Source organism: Actinoplanes teichomyceticus ATCC 31121 (genome assembly GCF_003711105.1).
In the GTDB taxonomy this organism is placed as follows: Bacteria; Actinomycetota; Actinomycetes; order Mycobacteriales; family Micromonosporaceae; genus Actinoplanes; species Actinoplanes teichomyceticus.
In genome coordinates, this window is record NZ_CP023865.1 from 2,287,410 (window position 1) to 2,308,338 (window position 20,929).

At 71.1% G+C, this 20,929-nt stretch carries 15 protein-coding genes; 7 read left to right on the forward strand and 8 right to left on the reverse strand.

Features of this window, described 5'->3' with window-relative positions; translation table 11 throughout:
* Positions 1-167 precede the first annotated feature (167 nt).
* Positions 168-746 carry a MarR family winged helix-turn-helix transcriptional regulator gene (locus ACTEI_RS10325; RefSeq protein WP_164465900.1) on the reverse strand — a complete coding sequence of 193 codons (579 nt, stop codon included), beginning with the start codon at positions 744-746 and terminating at the stop codon, positions 168-170.
* A gap of 93 nt (positions 747-839) precedes the next feature.
* Here ACTEI_RS10325 and ACTEI_RS10330 point away from each other — a divergent pair, with 93 nt between their 5' ends.
* Positions 840-1,427, forward strand: coding sequence for a hypothetical protein (locus ACTEI_RS10330; protein ID WP_122977452.1), 588 nt, complete (start codon positions 840-842; stop codon positions 1,425-1,427).
* Between the two features lie 304 nt (positions 1,428-1,731).
* Positions 1,732-2,739: a BtrH N-terminal domain-containing protein gene (locus ACTEI_RS10335; RefSeq protein ID WP_122977453.1), complete on the forward strand. Its 1,008-nt coding sequence runs from the start codon at positions 1,732-1,734 to the stop codon at positions 2,737-2,739.
* 231 nt (positions 2,740-2,970) lie between these two features.
* On the opposite strand, the gene ACTEI_RS10340 is transcribed toward ACTEI_RS10335, so the two are convergent.
* The 5 genes from ACTEI_RS10340 to ACTEI_RS10360 all read right to left on the reverse strand — a co-directional run bounded on the left by ACTEI_RS10340 (position 2,971) and on the right by ACTEI_RS10360 (position 12,142).
* Entirely contained in the window at positions 2,971-3,375 is a 405-nt protein-coding gene (locus ACTEI_RS10340; RefSeq protein ID WP_122977454.1) for a hypothetical protein, read from the reverse strand.
* Positions 3,376-3,491: 116 nt separating this feature from the next.
* On the reverse strand, positions 3,492-9,563 hold the full coding sequence (locus tag ACTEI_RS10345; protein ID WP_122977455.1) for a phospholipase A2: 6,072 nt from the start codon (positions 9,561-9,563) through the stop codon (positions 3,492-3,494).
* 582 nt (positions 9,564-10,145) lie between these two features.
* Positions 10,146-10,664, reverse strand: a complete 519-nt coding sequence (locus tag ACTEI_RS10350) for a hypothetical protein (protein ID WP_145830840.1) — start codon at positions 10,662-10,664, stop codon at positions 10,146-10,148.
* 593 nt (positions 10,665-11,257) lie between these two features.
* Positions 11,258-11,461 (reverse strand): hypothetical protein, encoded by a 204-nt coding sequence (locus ACTEI_RS10355; RefSeq protein ID WP_122977457.1) that lies wholly within the window; start codon positions 11,459-11,461, stop codon positions 11,258-11,260.
* 123 nt (positions 11,462-11,584) lie between these two features.
* Positions 11,585-12,142, reverse strand: a complete 558-nt coding sequence (locus ACTEI_RS10360) for a MarR family winged helix-turn-helix transcriptional regulator (RefSeq protein WP_122977458.1) — start codon at positions 12,140-12,142, stop codon at positions 11,585-11,587.
* A 370-nt stretch (positions 12,143-12,512) separates the two neighbouring features.
* On the opposite strand from ACTEI_RS10360, the gene ACTEI_RS10365 reads away from it, so the two are divergent.
* A complete protein-coding gene (locus ACTEI_RS10365) occupies positions 12,513-13,829 on the forward strand; it encodes a hypothetical protein (RefSeq protein WP_122977459.1) in 1,317 nt (438 codons plus the stop codon).
* Between the two features lie 291 nt (positions 13,830-14,120).
* A complete protein-coding gene (locus ACTEI_RS39525) occupies positions 14,121-14,354 on the forward strand; it encodes a hypothetical protein (RefSeq protein ID WP_483396351.1) in 234 nt (77 codons plus the stop codon).
* Positions 14,355-14,478: 124 nt separating this feature from the next.
* Here the strand turns inward: ACTEI_RS39525 and ACTEI_RS10370 are convergent, their stop codons facing one another.
* Together ACTEI_RS10370 and ACTEI_RS10375 are read right to left on the reverse strand one after the other, a co-directional pair.
* The gene (locus ACTEI_RS10370) at positions 14,479-16,116 is read right to left on the reverse strand and encodes an ABC transporter permease (protein WP_145830841.1); all 1,638 of its coding nucleotides are present in this window, start codon (positions 16,114-16,116) and stop codon (positions 14,479-14,481) included.
* A complete protein-coding gene (locus ACTEI_RS10375) occupies positions 16,113-17,006 on the reverse strand; it encodes an ABC transporter ATP-binding protein (protein ID WP_122977461.1) in 894 nt (297 codons plus the stop codon). The genes ACTEI_RS10370 and ACTEI_RS10375 overlap by 4 nt, the downstream gene beginning before the upstream one ends.
* Before the next feature lie 505 nt (positions 17,007-17,511).
* Here ACTEI_RS10375 and ACTEI_RS36855 point away from each other — a divergent pair.
* The 3 genes from ACTEI_RS36855 to ACTEI_RS10385 are packed head-to-tail and all read left to right on the forward strand — an operon-like array spanning position 17,512 to position 20,658.
* Entirely contained in the window at positions 17,512-18,654 is a 1,143-nt protein-coding gene (locus tag ACTEI_RS36855; protein WP_164465901.1) for a hypothetical protein, read from the forward strand.
* A 20-nt stretch (positions 18,655-18,674) separates the two neighbouring features.
* Entirely contained in the window at positions 18,675-19,559 is an 885-nt protein-coding gene (murI, locus tag ACTEI_RS36860) for a glutamate racemase (protein WP_164465902.1), read from the forward strand.
* A gap of 34 nt (positions 19,560-19,593) precedes the next feature.
* A complete protein-coding gene (locus ACTEI_RS10385; RefSeq protein WP_122977462.1) occupies positions 19,594-20,658 on the forward strand; it encodes an amidoligase family protein in 1,065 nt (354 codons plus the stop codon).
* The last annotated feature ends 271 nt before the right edge of the window (positions 20,659-20,929 follow it).

A 20,929-nucleotide genomic window follows, 5' to 3' on the forward strand; every position in this document is an offset into this window, starting at 1 on the left:
CGTGACGCGACGCCCGGTGACGGCCACCGCATCGGACGATCGCCACACGACGTCCACGGCGCGAGGAGATGGGTGTCGGCGCCACCACGAGCGGACAACGACACCCTTCTCGCCCCGCTGCGCCGGCCCGATCCGCCCGCGTCAGCCAGCCGACCTTCCGGGGGCGCTTACGCTTGCCGGTCCCGGAAGCGCAGCCACTGCGTGAAAGCGTCCACCTCCGCGCGCTGGTCGGCCGTCAACGGCGTCTCCTCGTCGGCCGGGGTGTCCCGGGAGCGCCCACGGTCCGGTATCGCGTCGACCCGGTAGGGCCGGGCCGGCAGCTTCAGCGCCTTGCGGACGGCCGCATCCACGTGCTGCAGGAGGATGCGACTGTCGTGATCCGGTATGTCGAGGTGTTCCGCGAGCCGCGCGCGAGCCGAAGCCAGAGCCGGTAGAGCCGCCTCGTAGACCGCCCGGCCCTGCTCGGTGAGCTCTATCAGGGTGCTGCGCCGGTCCGCTTCGTTGGGCGTGCGCACCAGTTCGCCGCGTGCCTGGCACCGGCGAAGCGTGGCCGACAGCGTGGTGGGCGACAGGCCGGTCCATTGCGCCAATTGCGTGGCGGTCACCGGGCCGAGGTCGCTGACCAGCCCGTACAGCGCGAATTCGTCGACGGACAGCGGGCTGTCGGCGAGTCCTTCGGCAACCAGCGTGGTGGCGACCGAGGACAGCAACCAGATGTCCACGAGCAGGTTCTTCGGGCCGGGCACGAGATCAGCATACCAAGAAGTTATTGCGATATCGCACTGACTGCTGCGATAGTGCAGTGACTGCACCGTGCCTGCTCGCTCCTGGAGGTCCCCATGGTCATCACCGCACCCGTGCGGCTGTCGCATCCGACGCAGCGGCTCGGCGGCATCGCCGGTCTGCTCGGCGCGGCTGTCCTCGTCGTCAATGCCGCCAAGCGTGCCGAGGTCATTCCCGCCTCCGCGCTGACGCAACTGCTGGCTCCGTTGGCGGAGGTGTTCGCCCTGGCGCTGGTCACCGTCCTGTACCTGGTCTGCGAGCCTCGGCTGGGCCGGTTCGGCAGAGTCGCCTTCGTGGTGAACTACCTGGCGCTGGGTGCTCTCGTCGGCGTCGAGTTCGTCATCAACCTGGTCTTCTCCCGGTTGGACGCCGGACAGATCGCTGAGCTGCGTTCCGGCCCGCTCGGTACGGCGTTGACCGTCGCGTCCGTGCTCTTCCTGCTGGGCACGCTCGGATTCGCCGCCGCGCTGCTGCCGGCCGCGCTGCCGCCCCGCGGCGCCCTCATCCTGTACGCGCTGGGATCGGTGCCGGTGTCCCTGCGGGCCTTCGTCCCCGAACCGGTTCTCGACGTGTCGCTGATCGTGCTGGCCGGTGGCGTGGCCTGGCTGGCGGTGTGGCTGCTGAACGCCGACCGCGATCGATAGCGGGAAGGGCCGCGGCTCGGTACCCCGGTGGAACGCCCGGGGACCGGCCGTGACCCAGTGCACCGACATCCCCGGTACGGGCCCGACCGAAGACCTGTCTTCAGCCGAGCGGCAGGAGCGCGGCTCGGCCGGCAGGCTCGACTGTCTCCCCGGGGGAGACTTCACGATGTGGAGGCGAAGGTCTCATGGAACGTTACCGCCCCGCCCGGCCCCGGCGTGCCGACGGGGGCGTACCGCACGGAGATCGCCTGGCCGATCCGTACCCGCGGGTGCGGTCATCGCAACCCACCGCACAGGAGGCTGAATGATCATCGCAGAGGTGTCCCCCGCCGCCGGCCAGCACTGCGAGACCACCGCGCTCGGGGTCCTGCTCCGTCACGAGGGCATCGACCTGTCCGAACCCATGCGGTTCGGCCTCGGCGAAGGTCTCGGCTTCGTCTACTGGGACGCCAAGAACATGGACTTCCCGTTCCTCGGCGGCCGGACCAAGCCGATGGCCATCACCCGGACCCTGGTCGCCCGGCTGGGCCTGACGATGCGTGTCGAGGAGACCACGTCGGTACGCAAGGCCTGGCGCAATGTCACCGCCGCCATCGACGCCGGACGTCCGGTGGGCCTGCAGCTCGACTCCTACCACCTGGACTACTTCACCACGAAAGTCCACTTCGGCGGCCACGTCGTCGCGATGTACGGCTACGACGACGCCCACGCCTACCTGATCGACACAGTCCAGCAGGGCGGCGCTGTGCGGACCACCCGTACGAGCCTGGAACTGGCTCGCCAGGAACGTGGACCGATGACCGCCCGCAACCTGTCCTACACCCTCGCCGACGGTGGGAACCGACCGAAGCTGAGCGATGTCGTCCGCGCGGCCATCCGTGGCAACGCCCATGACTTCCTTCACCCGCCGATCGCCAACCTCGGCCATCGCGGCATCCGCAAGGCGGCAAGGCAGGTGCCGAAATGGCTCACCCGCAGCGCCGACCCATGCCACGACCTCGCCCTGGCCGCCTCGCTGATGGAACGCGGCGGAACCGGCGGCGCCCTGTTCCGCACCATGTACCGCGACTTCCTCGCCGAATGCTGCACCGTCGTCGACGACGACAACCTCCATCGGGGTCACCGTATGTACGACGAGATAGCTCCGCTGTGGACCGAGGTCTCCCGGCACCTCGCGGCCGCCGCGGAAACCACCGACGAGCGGCACCTGGCCGACGCCTCGGCGATCCTGTCCGACCTGGCGGACCGGGAGCACGAGGCCATGCAGACACTGGCCGGGGTTCACGCCCCCGGCCGGCTCGCTGGAACCTGACCCGTTCCGGCCGACCAGGCGCCGCCGGTACCGGCGCCGCCGATCCCCGCCGAACGGCCCGTGGCGCAGGGGCCGCCGAGCGCTGCGTCGCGGGACGGACGGTGTCCGCCATCCGGCAGCTCCGCAGGCCCCGCTGTCTGTGGCTGAAGTCCTTGGCATGCCGATGCAAGTCGGCGAGATTCTGCTCCCGGGCCATTCCGGCCGGGGCAGGGCCACCCGCGAATCGGTACGTCAGGACCGCGGCCGGCGGTCCTGCAGGCCGGTCAGCAGGGCGCAGACGATCGCGCACGCCACGCTGAGCCCGACCAGCAGCATCAGGGCCCCGGCTGCGAACAGGCCGCTGTCGTCGCTGAGCGCCGCCTGGATGGTCCAGGTCGCGGTGAAACCGAGGGTCAGGGCAGCCGACGCGTACAGCGGCCGGACGCGGCCGAGCACTGCGGCGCTCAGCAGGATCAGCAGAGTGAGCGCGCAGCCGGCGATCTGCCAGGTCTGGTAGGGGCCGCTCTCGGTGCCGGTGACCGGATCGGTCTGATACTCGTCGTCCCAGCCCAGCCACCCCAGCCACGCTCCCGCGGACAGCACCGCGACGGACGCGGCGGCGGTGACCTGGAACAGCGGGCTGCGTCTCACCGGCATGGAAGAGTCTCCTCGATCGTCGTCGTCGATTATCGCGCTCGGACCGGCGGTCCGGTCTGAAAGGCACAAACGGTGATGCCGGGCGGGCCGGTGCACGGCCCGCCCGGCATCACTACTCAGGCGTCATCATCACCGAAGGTGACCACCGCCAGGTAATACTTGTCCGCGATGCCGTAGCACGACTGCCGCATCGGGTTGAATCGGCCGTAGGCGTAGCGGCAATTGTTCATCAGGTGGCTGTGGAAGGTGCTGTCGCAGTAGGCCTTCCGCTTGCCCGGACGCTCGTAGCACATGTCGTGGCGGGCGCAGGGCCCCCGGAAGTTGGCGCGGAAATAGCTGTCCGGCGCCTTGGTGCAGAAGTCGTGCAGTGACCCCAGACTCGGTTTGTAGATGTAGAGCGCCGGGACGGTGACCTCGGATTCCATGCCCGACAGGTCGGTGCAGTTGACGACGTCGCCGCGGCAGTACTCGTACGCGTTGTCGTTGCCGCCGTAGACCGGATCGGTGGACAGGAAGCGGGCGGTGGCCGGGTTGTAGAGCCGGACGCCCATCGTGATCAGGCCACCGGCGTTGGTGGTGGCGCGCTGGTGTGCGCCCAGGTAGCCGTAGCGCGGGGCTGCGGCGCCGGTGACCGACTGCCCGTTCTCATCGGTGACCCTGGTGGTGACCAGGCCCGCGGCCCCGGCGAGGTGGATGGCGACCACGTCACCGTGCAGGTTCACGATCGGCCATTCCACCTGGTTGGTGGCGCTGGCGTAGGTGCCGTTGAACCCGACGACGCCGCGGATGGTGCGGGTGTACGAGGAACCCTCGGAGACCCACGCGGGGCTGTCGGTCTCGTCGCTGTAGTGGTTGACGGTGTTCACCGTGGTGCCGCCGGTGGTGGTGCTGTGGCTGCGGTAGCGCTCCAGGACGACGTCGGGGACGTAGGTGGTCTGGGTGGCGCCCTGGGTGACGGTGCGGGTCAGGTCGTTGGTGAAGTAGGTCAGCTTGGTGTCCCCGGTCGCGCCGGCCGTGCCGTCCCCGGCCGGGACGGCGAGCGTGCGACCGAACGCGTCCATGCTGTAGCCCGCCGACGTGAGACGGTCCGCCGCATCGTACGACCAGCTCTGCGTGGTGGCCGGGTTGCTGTCCTGGCACAGGCCCGCGCTGTCGGGGCCACGGCTGACCCGCTTCGTACGGTTGCTGTTCCTGTCGTAGGTGTAGGTGCGCAGCGCGCAGCCCTGCAGGGTGTCCTGCCGGACGTCGGTGATGCGGCCGGCGTTGTCGTAGCCGAAGCCGGAGTTGCTGAAGCTGGAGGCGTCCCAGCGGTTCTTCCCGTGCGCGTCGGCGCCGGCGTAGTCGTAGTAGAGGTAGGAGCCGTCGTCCATGACGTATTCGCGGCCGACGTCCAGGCCGGTCTCGTCGTACTGGTAGTTGACGGTGACGCCGTCGGGCCGGGTCTCGGCGATGACCTCACCGGTCTTGTTGTAGGTGGCGGTGAAGGTGCCGGCCTGGCTGTCGACGACCTTCGTGAGGCGTCCGCGGTACTCGCCGGAGGCGCCGTAGGTCAGGGTCTGCGTGCCCTTGCCGTCGTTGATGGTGGCCGGTCGTGACAACAGGTCGTAGGTGGTGGTCGAGGTGTTCCCGTCGGCGTCGGTGTACGAGATGCGCCGGCCGAGGGTGTCGTAGGCCGAGGTGACCGCGCCGGTGACCGTTCCGCTGCTGTTGAGCGTCTGCACCGCCGCCTCCCGGCCGGTGGCCGGCGCGTAGACGATGTGCCGCTTCTCCAGCGCGGTTCCCACCGCGGAGCTGATCTCGACGTCGGTGCGCCGGCCGGCGCCGTCGGTGGTGTACGTGGTGGTGCGCAGGGTGCCGGTCGAATTCTTCTCGATCGTGGAGCGCACCTGGCCGAAGATGTCGTACGTCGTCACGGTCGTGGGGAGCTCGGTCCCGGCGGGCTGACCCCCGGTGAACACCCGGCAGGCCAGGCCGGCCCACTCGGGGCGGTTGTCACATTCGCTGTACCCGCTGCCGGTGCCGGTGCGGTAGTAGACGGTCCTGCGGGTGGACGGTGTGGTCCCGGTCGCGTCACCGGCCGGTGTCGTGACCGAGGTGATCTGCTTGCTGGTGCTGTCGTAGGTGTAGCGGGTGGTCAGCGCCAGGCCGGTGGGGTCGATCGTCTCCGACTTCAACTCCCGCGTCGGCCAGTCGTAGGCGCGGGCCGTGACGCGTTTGTCGGCGTCCAGGCTCGCACCGTTGTCGACGTAGCGGATCGACGTGGTCTGCGTGGTGACCAGGTTGTAGACGACGCCGCTGGGCGCGCCCTCGTCATAGGCGTAGGTGGTGTGGGTGCGTCCGCGGACCGAGTCCCAGTCGGCCAGCACGACGTTGCGCTCCGGCGCCAGGCTCTCCAGCAGGCGCTGCCCGTCAGCGCTGTAGACGTACTCGGTCGACTCGCGCCGGGCGACTGCCGCTTCCGCGGCGGCGGTGTCGTTGTCCCAGGCGTACAGGGTCTCGGCCAGGTTGTCCGGGTCGAGTTGCCGCACGACGTTGCCGAAGCTGTCGTACCAGGTGGCGTCGAGGGTCCCGCCGGGGTACATCCGGTTGATCATGCGGCCGTCGCCGTCCATGTAGGTGACGGTGATCCGGTCGTCGTCGGAGTAGGTCGGCAGCGTGCCGGTGGCCGGGTTGCCGTCCGGGACGATGTCGCCCGGGTAGACGGCGGTGGCGTCGACCGGGAGGACGCTCTGGCCCCAGCGGGCGGCATTGGCGGCCATGTCGACCGGCGCGCCCGCCCCGGAGATCTTGACGTTGTAGACGATGGTCTCCACCGAGGTGCCGGCGGACCCCGCCGAGCGGGTCACCTTGTAGAGCCGGCCGGCGCCGGTGTCGCCGGGAACGGTGGTGTAGGTGAACTGCCAGGGCGCTTCACCGGCCGGGGTCAGCGTGCTGATCGTCCCGTCGGTGTTGTAGGTGTACTTGGTCGCCACGTGGGTCGTGACGCCGGCGCTGAGGTAGTCGAGTGCCGGATTCCAGGCGGCCTGCAGACGGCCGGTGCTGTCGTAGGCGTACTGGGTGAGCACGACGGTACGCATGGCCGGAGTCGCCAGGGCGGGATCCCAGGCGGTGAGGGTGACCTGCTTGACCCGTCCGACGAAGTCGCCGGGGGTGCTGCTGGTGGCGGTCGTAGCGGTGGCGTAGGAAAGGTTCAGCCGCCGGCAGCCGCGTACCGGGGTGGTGCAGTTGATCCCGTCCGACGAGGTGTCGAGGACCGCCGTGGGCCGGGTCACGGTGGCGCCGTTGACGGTCACCGTCTCCCAGGAGATCTTGGCACTGGTGCTGAGACCGGCGGACGTCAGCGCCGTGGGGGTGTAGACCCCGCTGCTCTGCCGGGCGAACGTGACGATGTCCCCGGACGGCTCGACGAGCTGGTAGGTGTCACCCGTCGTGGTGTAGGTCAGGGCGTACGCCCCGATCCCGACCTGCCCGGTGAAGGTGGCTCCGGTGCTGGTCGTGGCCTTCTTGGTGAAGCCAAGGCTGGTGCCGTCGGCCAGGCCGACCTGGGCCAGGCCACCGGTCACGGTGAGCTTGTTGTAGGTACCGGCGTCCGGCGCCTCGATGCCGGAGATCCAGCCGGGGCCGAAGAGCGGGTCGATGTCCGCCGGGCGCCGGGAGTTGAACGTGCGGTGCAGGCCCAGGCCACTGATGGTCTCGACATCGACACCGGTCAGCGCGTAGTTGCCGGTCAGCAGGTTGACCTCGCCCGGGCCGACGCCCGTGCTGGCCGCATCGGACCGGTTGCGGTCCAGGGTCACCGAGACGCCGGAGCTCGTACCGGTCGTGGTGCCCGAGAACGAGGCGCGGATCTGTACCGGGCCGTTGAGCGGGTCCGGGCCGGCCTCGGCGTTGTTCACGGTCTGGGCGGCGTTCCAGACGAGGTTCGGGTAGGCGCCGGATCCGGTGGTGGCGACCGGCCAGGTGACCGCGCCGCCGGTGGCGGTGGTGACGTCGCCGGCCGGAACGGTGGTCCAGGCGTCCGTGTCACCGCGGCGCCACTGGTAGGTGATGCCGGAGCTGGTGCTCTTGCTGCGGCCCGACAGCGTCACCTTGCCGGCGGTCTGCGTACCGGCCGCCGGGGCGGTGACCGCACCGGTGCCGACCAGGAAGGCGTACGACGTGATCGGGGACAGGTTGCCGGCGCGGTCGCGCGTCTGCACCTTCAGCACGTGCGGACCGTCCGCGGCCGGGGTGAGGCTGATCGTGGCGCTGCCGCCGAGCGTGCCGGCGTTGACCACGGTGGCCGGGTCGGCGTCGAGGCCGTACACGTAGGCGGCGGCATCGGCGGCACCGGCGGCGTTGAAGCTGAAAGTGCCGGTGGTGCCGGTCGTGCCGGCCCAGGTGTCGGCCGGGTAGGTGGCCGAGGAGACGGTGGGCCCGGTGGTGGGTGCGGCGGTGTCGACGGTGAATTCACAAGGCGTCGACCAGGGGCCCCAGGCGGTGCCGTCGAAGCCGCGGACCTTCCAGGAGTAGCTGCCGCCGTTGGCGAAGGCCCCGGCGGGCACCGTCGTGGACTGGGTCTGCCCGGAGGCCCGGCCCGGCGTGGGCTGAGCACTGCCGATGGCCGTGCCGCCGATGGTCGACCAGGCGAACTCCGCTCGCACCTGGGCGCCCTCGGGGTCGGTGATGCGCGCCTGCAGCTGCGGCGTGGCGGTGTTGAGGTACGGCCGGTTCGTGCCGGTCGTGCACGGCGTCGCCGGGGACGTCGACAGCTCCGCGGCGGTCGGGTAGTCGGTGTAGGTCAGGGTCAGGGTCGGGTTGTTGGCGAACCGCTTCCACCCGTTGGGGTCGGACTCGTCGCTGGCGCGCAGGCCGAGGGCCATGCCGTTCCAGCCGCTGGCCGCCGCGGCCTGCAGGTAGCTGGTGACGTCCATGGCGACGGGGCCGGCCGGGCAGGCGGCAGAACCACCGAGGGTGGTCGACGACGTGGACTGCTTGCTGTACCAGTCCGGCTGGTTGTTCCAGGTGCTGGTGCTGCTGGGCACGGCGGTGGACCACACCTCGAACGGCGTCGGCGTGCAGCTGGACGCGTAGGTGCCGGTGAGGTTCAGCGTGGCGGAGGTCACGAACTTGCCGGGCAGAGGGCTGCCGGTGAGGTCGTACGAGAAGAAGGACCGGTACTTGCTGACCCCGCCGTCCCAGGAACCGACGTAGGCGTCGTCCGGGATGTTCCAGAACGTCGTGTCGGGCGAGGCGGAACTCACGACGGCGTACCCGGCCCGGTTCACGGTCAGGCCGGGGTCGATGTAGACCGGGTAGACCGTGTCGGGGCCGGTGAGAACCTGCTGGTTCGGGGTGATGGTGACCGCTCCGGTGGCGACCGCGGCAGGCATCGTCACCTGGCGCGGCCGGGCATGCGGGGCGGAGGCGCCCGGCGATGCGGGCGCGGTACGGGTGTGCGCCTTGCGCGCGGCCTGGGCGGTGGCGTCCCACATCAGGGGGGTGCTGCCGTTCAGGACGACCGCGCCCTTCTTGTCGGTGGCGCGCAGGTTCCCGGCCGGGTCGGTCTTGAGGGTGGCGCCCCCTCCGGTGAGGCCGAAGGACAGTCGGCGGAGCTTGGGGTTGGCTGCCGCGCGGGCGTTCTTGACGACGAGGACCTGGGAGTACCCGTCGACGTCCGCGGTCAGCTCCAGGTCCACCCCGGGCAGGACGTCGGCGTACGTGGCCGTGTCACCGGACAGTCGTGGAGCCGGTAGCGCCCCGACGGGCGAGGCGAGTCCGACCGAGGTGGCGCCGTGAGCGACGGTGACCATCGGCGCGGTGCCACCGGCCGAGAACGTCACCGCGGCGGCGGCTGCCTTCGGCGCGACGCGGCCGTCCGCGGTGAAGCTCAGTGTGGTGTCGATCGGCTTCCACACGTTGCCTTGCTTGATCCGGACGGGGCGGAAATTGTGTTCCAGCCGTACGGTGCCGTTCGGGGTGGCGACGGCCCGGTCGGTGGCGGAAGTCAGACCGGCGATGCCGACGTCGCCGTGACACATTCGCGCGGTGATCAGCGCGGCGTGCTCGTCCGGCAGCTCATCGGGGCAGGACACCGCCGCCGCGGGCGCCGCAACGGCGGGGGTGGCCGGCGCGGTCACCGAGAGCAGGCCGGCGACCAGGGAGACGGGCATCCCGAACAGCAGGGCCCGGTTCACCGACGTGGTCACGGCGCCTCGGCGCCTCCACGGTGATATCGGCCAGGGCGTGCGTGATCGTGGACGATCGGTCCGATTCAACTAACCATTCCTCTTCCTGGAACGGCCGCAGGCGAGCAGCGGCGAACGCCGGCCCATGACATGTCGTGACACGACAATGACGGCCGGATGAAAAAGATCGGGGGCGTAGTTCTTGGAGGCTGAATCTGCTTAGGAGCACGCCGTTTTATCCGCGGCCGTCAGCAACCTTCGCGCAACCGTACTCATCCCTGGCAGTTAGCTGCAGGTCTTGACCAGCAGGGTGGAGTATGCATAAGCATTTTTATGTCAATTTTTATTGATCTTTGAGATCTATGGGCGTTTAGAGAGTGCCCGTTCGGTCACCATGCGGCAACTGAGCAGCACCGCCGCGGTGGACCGTTGCAGGCGCCCGCTTCGTCCGTCCGGGGCCACGCGCGACGCCGCACCGACCGGTTGCCGGAGGCGGCTGCCCCGGACGCGCCGTCGGATCGGCAGGGGCGAGACGACGGCCGCCGCAGAAGGTGATCGACGTGGCTCGCTGCCCATCGGCAGCGGGCCACGTCGGCCACAGGCTCAAACCGCCGAGTCACGCCGCAGGTAGACGGCCGATCCGATGATCAGGAGGGCCGCGGCGACCAGCCAGGTCATTCCGGTGGTACCCGGCTGCGCCGGCCATGCCCACCACGCCGCGCCCGCGGAGTCGTCGTGGGGCGCCGCGGTCAGGACGAAGGCCACGTACCCGCACGCCGGCATCCACACGCCGGGCCCGCCGATGACGGTGCTGAACAGCAGCATGAGACCGAATAGGCCGACGCCGTTACGGACGACGGCCAGGGTCGCCGCGGGGTCGAGTCCGGCGGCGCCGGCCATCGCGGTGGGGAGTACGACCAGGGCCAGCCCTCCGGCGGCATGGGCGGCGCGCCACCCCGGCCGCTGCCGCGGCGTGGCCCGCTCCAGGCCGACGTCCGCGCCGGTCAGGACCCGGGCCGCGAAGGTCGCCGACAGCAGCGGCCCGATCGCGGCGACCGGCACCCACCATGAAGTGAAGGTCTCATCACCCTCGACCCATCCCGCGACGACGACAACGGTCAAGGCTGGGCGCTGTCGGTGTGGCCGATCAAGCCCTCCAGGGCGGCGCGGCGTGAGGCGACGTCACCGACGGGCGGGGCAGTCGCACCGGCCAGGGCCTGAGCGATGGAAGCGTGAAGGTCACGTCCTCATCCTCCTGAGTTGCTTCGATTTCGAAGCATGATGCTAACCGTAGCACGCTTCGAAGTCGAAGCAATAGTGGTGAGTGTGACGCACGGCGCATCGAGGCGAGCGCCCCGACCTCCGCTGAGCGCGGCAGAGGCTCGTCGGGCGACCCGCGCACGTCACGGCCATGCGGCATCGGTGACGTGACTGCCGCCGCCCCGGCGTACCCGTCGGCGGAGGGAGGCGGTCGGCGCCGGACATCCGTACCGGCTAGGGCGCGCTCCGCACGGGATCCGTCTCTGCGTCGAGTGCCGTTGCGGACCGTCGGCGCGCTCCCGACGAGCTGGTGTGCATCAGGCGCTGGCTCGGGAGGGCCGCGAGATCGATGCGGCCACCGCCGTCATGCCTGCCGCCCCAGCCGGTTGCGTGTTCCTTCGCGGCTCCGGCGCGCCGACGCCGGCGGGGTTCTGATCGAATGCGCGATCCGGTCGTCATCGGGTACGGGCGCGAATCGCGGACGCGACCGCGGCGATGACCGCTGTGACGATGACGGCGATGCCCACGCGTACGAAGAAGTGTTGCAGCGGACCGCCGGCGAACTGGTCGGTCCGGGCGAGGGCGCTGAGCACCAGGTGCACAACGAACGGAACCGCCAGGTAGGCCACCCACCCGCGGTGGGTCGTGTCGTTCTTCATGTTGTCGAGTCTGGCAGCCGGTGACAGGCACCGGATCCCGCTTGAGTGAGGCTTTCATCTATGCCGCTGGGTATAGGCGCCGCCGCACGAGAGCCGGTCCCGGATGCTCGTCCGCTGCGCCGGTCAGTCCGTCCCGGCTGCCGCCGGCGGCGAGGCTTTGCGACCGGTTCGCCGCTTGCGCGGTGCGGCCGATCGGGGCGGATGGGCGCGCATCTGGTCGCGGATGCGGGTCATGATGTCGCCGAGTTGCTGGACGTCCTGATCGTTGAGGGAGGCGAACAGGAGGCGGCGGACGGCGTCGATGTGGCCGGGCAGCACACGACGGAAGAGGGCGGCGCCGTCGTCGGTGAGGGTGACGAGGGTGGCGCGTTCGTCGTCGGGGTAGGTGTCGCGAGTGATGAGGCCGGCCTTCTCGAGTAGTCCGGCCTGGTAGGTGAGCCCGCTACGGCTGTAGACGACGCCGTCGGCCAGCTGGGTCATGGTGAGCGGTCCGCCGGCATCGGCGAGACGGGCCAGCAGCTGGAACTGCACGTAGCTGATCGCGCCTTCCTTGCGCAGGTGCTGGTCGACCTGGTGTTGCAGCAGGCTGACCGACTCCATGAGGGCGAAGTAGGTCGCCAACTGCTGTGGTGGGAGCGAGGGGACGCCGGGGGCGCTGCTCGCGGAGTGATCCGATGCCATGTACCTACCATACTTGTTTCGAATTCTGAGTATGTGGGGTGCAGTCACCTGCGGCGCGCTTTGCTTCGAACTTGAAGCGACGCTGGCGCGGACCCGCCTACGGTGGCGGCGCCGGATCGCGAACCACCCCTTTCCGGCGGCCGTCCATGTCCATGGACGCTGTGGAATCACTTCGCCGACCGGGCCCTCAACGCGACCGGGCCGGACGTGACACCCGCTGTTCAGGCGTTGAACTACCTGCATCGGTACAGCGACACGATGGCGCGATTCACGACCTGGCACGGACGGGGGCGAGGTCGAGCAGGGCGCGCCGCGCGACGGCGACCGCGAGGAGGTTTTGGCCATGGCCGGCAGGTAGGGGGAGCGGGACGTGGTCGGCTTCTGGCTCGACCGCCGGCCGCACGCTTTCCGGGTGTGCCGCCGGCCGGGCGACGGGAAGCCGGTGGCTTTCGTGGCGTGGCTCCGGCTCACCGAACCCGGCGAACAGGAGAACGCGGCCGATCCTCTCCTGGCCGCGATCTGGGCGCACGCCCACGAGAACGGGTCACGCCTCGCGGTGCAGCGGTTCGTCAACTCCGGCGGCGCCGCACCCGAGCCGGGCTTCGCCGGTGACCTCCTCTGCTCGACGGCGACCACGGTTCTTCTGCGGGAGCCGGAGCTGGCCTGGAGCTACCTCGTCATGCCGGATCCGGAAAGCGGTCGCCTGTTCCCTCACGGCCGGTGCGACCCACTCGGCCCCTCGTCGAGTGCTTCGCCGGCCACGCCGCCGGCGAGCCGCCCGAGCGTTCGCGTCGGCCGCCACGGCGATCCGCCGAGGCTTGCGGGCAGCCGGGACACTGGTGAGATGGCGCAGCCGTACCGGGTCGGCAGGTTGGAGTTGGTCACCGAGGTCAGTCCTGCGGCCTGGGTCGTCGAGGGCGTGCGCGACCGACGGCGCGGCGAGGTGGGAGCACTGGTGCCCGCGGGGTTCGCCGCCTATGCCCGGGTGTTCCACCCCGCGTGGGTCGAGGGCCCGACCGGCGAGAAGCCGGTGCGCTGGGACACCGTCGCGGCTGCCAACGGCCGTCATGCGCATCCCGGGATGCAGTGGGAGGCGATCGCGGGCACCTGGATCGGAGCGGACGGGCGGTGGCGCGAACCGGAGGATCTCTGGGAGCCGCGGGACGGGCGGGACGGCACGCTGTGGACCACCGCGCCGTGGCCGGGCGTTCTCCCCAAGACGACGGCGCTGCTGCTGGTCGACGTGCTCCGGGCGTACACCCGCACGCCGCACCGTTGCTGGTTCGCCGTCTGGGCGGGGCACCAGACGTTGGTGCTGCCGCGCGACGGGGTGCCCCACGTCGGCGTGCCGGACCGGCCGATGCTGCTGCTCACCGGCCCTCTGGACGCCGCCACCACCCGGCTGGACCAGCCCGCGGGAGGCCATCGACGGCCGTCGTACGCGCGGCTGCCGAACATGTGGTGGCCCGACGACCGCAGCTGGTGCGTGGTCACCGACGCGGATCAGAACAGTACCTACCTGGGCTGCAGCCGCGCCTGCATCGACTCCCTGCTCGTCCACCCGCGGCTGGAGGCGCGAGAGGTCGACCCGGGCCAGCGAACCAGCGCCGACAGCGACGAGGTCAACCGACCGCCACGGTACGCACGGGAGCACGCCCCACGCTGGTGGCGCCGCTTCCTCCGATGACCGGTCCGGAGATCGCCCGGCATCCTGCACCGGAACACCGGCCGCCTCCTGTGGACCACCGCCGCCGGCGCCCACCCCGTCCTGTTCCGCGCCGGTAGCAGCCTCGGCGAGGCCGGGTACGTCACCGCCGCCCGCGACTACTTCGCCGACCTGCACGCCACCGCCCATGAGCAGCTCGGTCCCGAGCACTCCCACACGCTGAGCGCCCGCTACCGCCTTGCCTGGTGGAGGGGCGAGGCCGGGGATCCCGGTGGTGCGATCGCCGCCTCCGAGCAGCTTCTTGAGGATTGTTTGCCGATCCTGGGTCCCGAGCACCCCTACACCCTGGACGCCCGCCACAGCAGTGGCTGGTGGCGGAGCCGGACCGGACATCCCGGCGCTGCGACCGCCGCCGAACAGCTGCTCGAGGATTGTGAGCGAATTCTGGGTGCTGAGCACCCCCACACTCTGATCGCACGCCACAGCCTCGCCTGGCGGCGAGGCGAGGCGGGCACCCAGGCGGCGCGCCCGCCTTCGAGCAGATGATCGACGACCACCTGCGCTTCCTCGGCCCCAGCACTCACATGTCGGTGTATTGACGACATCGCCGCTGCTCACCGTCGGCGATGAGGTACGGCCGGAACTCCTGCCGCCACGTCACTGACCTGCGTTAGGACAGCAAATCGCGGCGGCGGTAGGCGGCGATGCCCAGCAAGGTCAGGAGCGTGGCGAGCGCTAGCATGACGGCCGAAGTCGCCAGGCTGGCCTCGGTGAGCGGCACGGGTGCCAGGTGAGCGAATGGTGAGAGGTCGCGAACCCAGTCCGGTGCTGCGATGCTCTCGGCGGTGACCAGCAGCAGGAACCCACCGATGGTGGGAAGGCCGCCGACAAGCCCGGTCCAGCGTGGCGCCCAGCCGACCGCGAACACCGCCGCGCCGAGGCTGAGCAGCACGATCGGCAGCACGTTCCACGTGCCGCGTAGGGCGTCGGTTACGGCTAGCTCGCCACCGATGGCGGTGACACCGAGCCAGGTCGCCAGGCCGGCTCCGGTGATCAGGACCGCTGCGGCTGCGGCGATGACGGTGATCTCGGCGCCGATCAGCCGGAGCCGGGTGATCGGCTGACTCGCAAGCAACGTGAGCCTCCGGTCGGACTCGGCCGCCAGGAACGCGGTCATCCGGACGGTGACGAAGCCCCCGGCGGGCATGGCGAGGATCGCGAACAGCGTCGCGGCGAACCCGGCTGTGCTGCCCAACTCTTCGAAGCCGGCCTGTGACGCCTCGCCGGCCATGGCCGGGTTGTCGCGCAGGAAGTCGGTGACCGACACCGTGGTCAGCCCGATCAGCAGGTAGTAGGCGCCGATACCGAGCATCCACCCGGCCAGCGGCCGCAGCACCCGGCGTACCGCGAACGTTGCCGCACTGGCCAATAGCAGCGTGCGTGGACGTCGCCCGGCTGCCGCGGGGATGAGACCGTCGCGAACGTCGCGACGGCGGGCGACGCCCAGGGCCAACACTGTGAGCAGCGCGGTCGCGGCGGCCAGCAACAGCAGCGGTGGGACGCGGTTGTGGACGTAGGGCCCGGTGTGTGACAGCAGCCCGAACGGCGACAGCCAGAGCAGCCAACCGAGTGCGGTGACCCCGTCACCGATCATGCGGACCAGCAGGCTGACGCCCAGTACCGCCACTGCCGTCCCGGTCGCGGGGGAACGGGCTGGAAAGAGTTGGACGGCCAGTGCGGCTACCGCGGCGAAGAACATCCCGAGCAGGCCGGTTCCGGTGCCGTGCAGCAGCGCGCCTGCCGGTTCGGTGCCGGCCAGCAGCAGAACGGCCATGATGGTGGTCGCGGTGGCGGCCGCGACCACCATCACGGGGATCAGGTGGCGCAGCAGTACGGCCGGGGCTGGTAGGCGGCTGGACAGCAGCAGGTCCCAGCGGCCGGCGTCCTCCTCACCGCGGGTGATCCGGGTGGTCGCCAGGATCGACCAGGTGCCGAGCAGGACCGCGATGACGGTGCCGACCCGCCAGACGGTGAATCCACCGGCGGTGTCGAGGCCGATCGGGGCGCCGAACAGGGTCCGGATCGCCGGGTTTCCGGCCAGGGCCTGCAGACTTCCGGCCGCCGCGGGGTCGGCCATCACCTGCGCGTAGGTGGCGGCGACCAGCGCGGTCATCCCCGCGGCCAGCCCGACGACGATGAGAGCGCCACGCCGGATCTGGCGGACGGCCAGCCACGTGACAGCACGGCCCGGCGCAGGAGCCGATGTCACCCGCAAGTCGGCGGGGGCGGAAAGGGTGCCGAGGCTCATCGGACCGTCTCCGTCCCGTAGTAGTCCAGGAAGATCTCCTCCAGGCTGGGTTCCCGCATGCTCAGGCCGGTGACCTCCGCCGCGGCGAGGGCCCGCAGCGCGGGGGCGGGCTCGCCGGTCAGGGTGAACCGCAGGCGTTGTTCGCCGGCCGGCTCGATCGCCTCGACACCGGGAATCGCGTTCAGATCCGGTGCGGTGCCGGTGTAGCTGACCGTTACTTCGGCCCGGTGCAGGCCGCGCAGGTCACTGATCGTGGAGACGTCGGCGAGCCGGCCGGCGCGCAGGATGGCGACCCGGTCGCAGACGGCTTCGACCTCGGCGAGCTGATGCGAACTCAGGAACACGGTCTGCCCGCGGTCGCGGGCGTGGCGGACCGCGGTGCGGAACTCGCGTTCCATCAGCGGATCCAGGCCGCTGGTCGGCTCGTCGAGCACCAGCAGCGGGGCCCGGGTGGCGAACGCGGCGATCAGGGCGATCTTCTGCCGGTTGCCCGTGGAGTAGGTGCGGGCCGGTTTCGACGGGTCGAGGGCGAACCGTTCGACGAGCTCGTCGCGGTACGCCACATCGGTGCCCGGGCTGGTGCGGGCCTGCAGGTGCAGGATCTCGGCGCCGGTCAGTTGCGGCCACAACGCCACATCGGCGGGCACGTAGGCCAGGTGCCGGTGAGCGCGGGCCACGTCGAGGGCGTCGCCGCCGAACACCTCGGCCCGCCCGGCGGTGGGGCGGGCGAGGCCGAGCAGCAGGCGGATGGTGGTGGACTTGCCGGCACCGTTGGGTCCGAGGAACCCGAACACCTCACCCGGGACGACGTCCAAATTCAGGGTGTCGAGGGCGGTCAGGCGACCGTACCGTTTCGTGAGGTCGACAGTGCGCAGCGCGGGATCGGTCATCGCAGGAGGCCTTCCGGGTCGAGGCGTGGATCTATGACCGCCGACCAGACTTCCCGGCACACCTGTCGCTCACCGTACGCCTGTCCCGCACCGGGCGGGAAGGCCATGCCGGCGGTCAGCGCCGGACGGGGTCGTCGTCCCAGACGTCGGGGATGCCGTCGGTATGCCGACTCGGCCCGTCGACGGGCGACCCCCAGTCGCGGGCCCGCGGAAGCAGCTGCTGACCGGGATCCCGGTAGTCAGTCGGTACGACTACAGAACTCCGGCAGTTGCAAGGTCCGACGTTGCCGGCACACCTGGCCGCCAAGGATCTGCGATGGCCGTCTCTCCTATCCCGAGAGGTCCGGTCCATCCACCACTTCGACTCGACGCAACCTCGCCCTGGTGTGGGACGAAGGGTGGCGCCGGATGACCGTACGGGAAACTTTCGCCCTCGAGGCAACAGATCGGGTGATGGCCGGCGTCTCACTAGACGTCAACACCGATCAACAGATGGGCGAGAAGCATGCGTGAGAACGACGACCGGCAGCAGTCGTTCGGACTGAACGAGAACAGGACTCCGGACCCGGCCGCTGTCTACGCCGCGGTCGAGGAGCTCTCCCGTACGCCGAAGCGGCGTCGCCGCGGTGTGCAGGTCGCCGGCGGCGTCGCCGTCGGGGCCGGTCTGCTCGTCGGTCTCGTCGGCGTGCCGGCGGCCTTCGCGTCCGAGGTCTCCAAGCCGGCGCACGTCAACCAGGTGGCCGCCACCGCATCGGCCAAGGACAAGGCCGCCCCGTCCCCCTCCGCGTCGGTGAGTGAGGAGCAGGCGCGCAACGCCTACTTCGCCGCCGGCTACGGGCTGGACGAGGCCGAGAAGCTCGCCAAGCTGTGGAACATCACCGACCTCAGCGCCACCAAGGCCGAGGCCGGCCGTCGGCTGCTCGCCGGCCAGACGCTGCCGATCCCGCCGGGGTCCGCCCCGACCGACTCCGAGCACGACGCGCAGCGGGCGGCGTTCTTCGACGCCGGGTACGGCTGGGACGACGCGGTGAAGCTGGCCAAGCTGTGGAAGCTGGCCGACCCGGGCCAGGCGAAGGTGAAGGCCGGAGCCAAGCTGCTGGCCGGGCAGACCCTGCCGATCAAGCCGCACGCGAACAGCGAGGCGCAGGCCGACAAGCAGGTCAACGCGTTCTTCGGGGCCGGCTACGACTACGACGACGCGGTCAAGCTGGCCAAGCTGTGGAAGACCAAGACGCCGTACGACGCCAAGGTCGAGGCCGGAAAGCGGCTGCTCGCCGGCAAGAAGCTGCCCATCGCGCCGTCGGCCGAGAAGCAGGAGCAGGCCCGGCTGGACGCCTACTTCGCCGCCGGGTACGGCTGGGACGAGGCGGTCAAGCTGGCCAAGCTGTGGAAGCTGGCCGACCCGGGCCAGGCGAAGGTGAAGGCCGGAGCCAAGCTGCTGGCCGGGCAGACCCTGCCGATCAAGCCGGCGACGCCCCCCGCCGAGCCGGAGGAGGACAAGCAGGTCAACGCGTTCTTCGCCGCCGGCTACGACTACGACGACGCGGTCAAGCTGGCCAAGCTGTGGAAGACCACGTCGCCGTACGACGCCAAGGTGAAGGCGGGCGCCAAGCTGCTGGCCGGGCAGACCCTGCCGATCCGGCCCTGAGCGACCGGATCCCGGCCCGTGTGGTGCGCCGTGCCGACGGCGCGCCACGCGGCCCCCGGACGCTGACGATCGGGGTGTTCGACTCCGGCGTCGGCGGTCTCACCGTGACCGCCGACCTGCGGCAGGCGTTGCCCGACGCCCGGATCGTCTACCTCGCCGACACGGCGCACGCCCCGTACGGGAACAAGCCGCCGGACCAGGTCGTCGAGCTGGTGCTCGCCGGTCTGGACCGGCTGGTCGAGGCCGGGGCGGACGTGCTCGTCGTGGCCTGCAACACCGCCGCCGCGGCGGGACTGGCGGTCGCCCGGAGCCGCTACCCGGTGCCGGTCGTCGACGTGGTGGCGCCGACCGCGCGGGCGGCGATCGACCGCCTCGCCGCCGCCGGCGCCGTGGGCCGGCCGATCGGCGTCCTCGGCACCGCCGCCACGATCGCCGCCGGCGTCTATCCGCGCGCCCTGTCCGCGGTCGCCGGCGCCACGGTGGTCGGCGTCGCCGGCCCCGAACTCGTCACCCTGGTCGAGCGGGGAACGACGACCGGCGCCCTGGCCGGCGCGGTCGTCCGCCGCCGGGTGGCCCCGATCGTCGAGGCCGGCGTGGGCGCCCTCATCCTCGGCTGTACGCACTTCCCGTTCCTGGCCCCGGCGATCCGGGCCGCCGTGGGCGACGCGGTTCCCCTGGTCACCGCCGGCCCCGGGACCGCCGCGGCGACCGCCGCCGCCGTCGGTCGTGAGGTCGCGTACGGGCCGCGCCCGGCGTCCCGCGACCTGCTGGCTACGGTGGACCTGCGGTGCACCGGTGATCCGCGGCGCTTCGCGCGTACGGTCGAGCGGCTCTTCGCCCGTGCCGGTGCCGGAGATCTCTCCCGCCCGATGCCCGGTGACCACCGGCTTCCGGTGACCGTCTAGTGATCGTGACCAACGAGCTTTGCGAGGTGCAAGGGTGACGGCGACGCTGCGCGGCCGGATCGGCTTCGAGATCGAACTGCTCGCCCCCCGGGGCAGCAGCCGGCGCACATTGGCCGACGAGATCGCGTCCCGCTCCGGCGGCACCGTCCGGCCGGTGTGGCACCACGACAGCGAGCCGTCCCTGGTGCCGGGCCTGGGCCGGTTCCTGCGCCTCAGCCAGGGTTTCGAGGTGCGCCGGGCCGACGGCGAGCTGCTGTGCACGCTGGTCGACGACATCACGCTGCTGGCCGACCTGGATCCACGCCGACCGGCGCCGCCGGGCTGGTTCCGCATCCTCGGCGACGACGCCCGCCTGCTGCGGCTGCTCGCCCTGCACAGCGACCCGGGCGCCGACGCGGCGACGGCGCTGGACGAGGCGGCGCGCCTCTGGCGGACCACCGCCCAGCAGCTCGACGACGTGTACCGGCTGGACGACCCGAGCGGCGTCACCATCGCCCTGGCGGCACCGCAGGGCGGGGAACGGGAGCGGGGATGCGAGGTCGTCACCGCGCCCCTGACGGCCGACCACCACGCCGAACTGGAACGTCTCCTGGCCCCGGCGCGCGAGCTGGGCTTCACCGTGCCGCACGAGGCCGCCGTGCACCTGCACCTCGACGGCGGCCCGTTCCGCGAGGCGCACGCCGCGGCCAACGTCGTGCGCCTGTTCGCACACTGGCGCGAGCCGCTACGGCAGCTGCTGGGCACGAACCCGGCGTGCCTGCGGCTGGCGCCCCTGCCGGCGGAACTGGTGCGCGCGGTCGAGGGCACGCCCACCTGGGCCGACCTGCGGGAGGCAGCCGACGCCGGGGGCCTCACCAAGTACTTCGACGTCAACCTGACCCAGTTGTTCAGCGACACCCCGGTGCGGGACACCGTCGAGGTCCGCATCCTGCCCGGGGCGATCGACGCCGACGACATCGTCAACCAGGCCGGCGTGGTGGAGTTGCTGCTGGAGCGCTGCCGGTGGCCCGAGCCGATCGGTGCGGCCCCGGACGACCCGGGGGCGGCGGTGCAGGAGCTGATCGTCATGGCGGCCGACGTGCTCGCCGCCCGCCCGTAGGAGCCGGCCGAGGCAGCCCGGTGCGCCGCCACCACCGGCGCCGACGCCCAGCGGCTGACCGCCGAGATCACCAACCTGCGCGCGTCCCTGGAGCGCGCCCGACCGCCGCGGCCGCCGCCGAAGCCACCGCGGCCGCCGAACGCCAGCGCGCCGAACGCCAGCGCGCCGAACGCCAGCGCGCCGAACGCCAGCGCGCCGAACGCGCCGAGCTGGCGCATCGGGGCGCCGACGGCGAGCAGCACCGCACCGAGTGATCTGGTGTACCTGCCCG

Coding starts and splice junctions, on each gene's coding strand:
- ACTEI_RS10340 (WP_122977454.1), bottom strand. CDS start 3,375: ATGCCGGTGAGACGCAGCCCGCTGTTCCAGGTCACCGCCGCCGCGTCC.
- ACTEI_RS10375 (WP_122977461.1), bottom strand. CDS start 17,006: ATGACCGATCCCGCGCTGCGCACTGTCGACCTCACGAAACGGTACGGT.
- ACTEI_RS10355 (WP_122977457.1), bottom strand. CDS start 11,461: ATGAAGAACGACACGACCCACCGCGGGTGGGTGGCCTACCTGGCGGTT.
- ACTEI_RS10360 (WP_122977458.1), bottom strand. CDS start 12,142: ATGGCATCGGATCACTCCGCGAGCAGCGCCCCCGGCGTCCCCTCGCTC.
- ACTEI_RS10330 (WP_122977452.1), top strand. CDS start 840: ATGGTCATCACCGCACCCGTGCGGCTGTCGCATCCGACGCAGCGGCTC.
- ACTEI_RS10370 (WP_145830841.1), bottom strand. CDS start 16,116: ATGAGCCTCGGCACCCTTTCCGCCCCCGCCGACTTGCGGGTGACATCG.
- ACTEI_RS36855 (WP_164465901.1), top strand. CDS start 17,512: ATGCGTGAGAACGACGACCGGCAGCAGTCGTTCGGACTGAACGAGAAC.
- ACTEI_RS10335 (WP_122977453.1), top strand. CDS start 1,732: ATGATCATCGCAGAGGTGTCCCCCGCCGCCGGCCAGCACTGCGAGACC.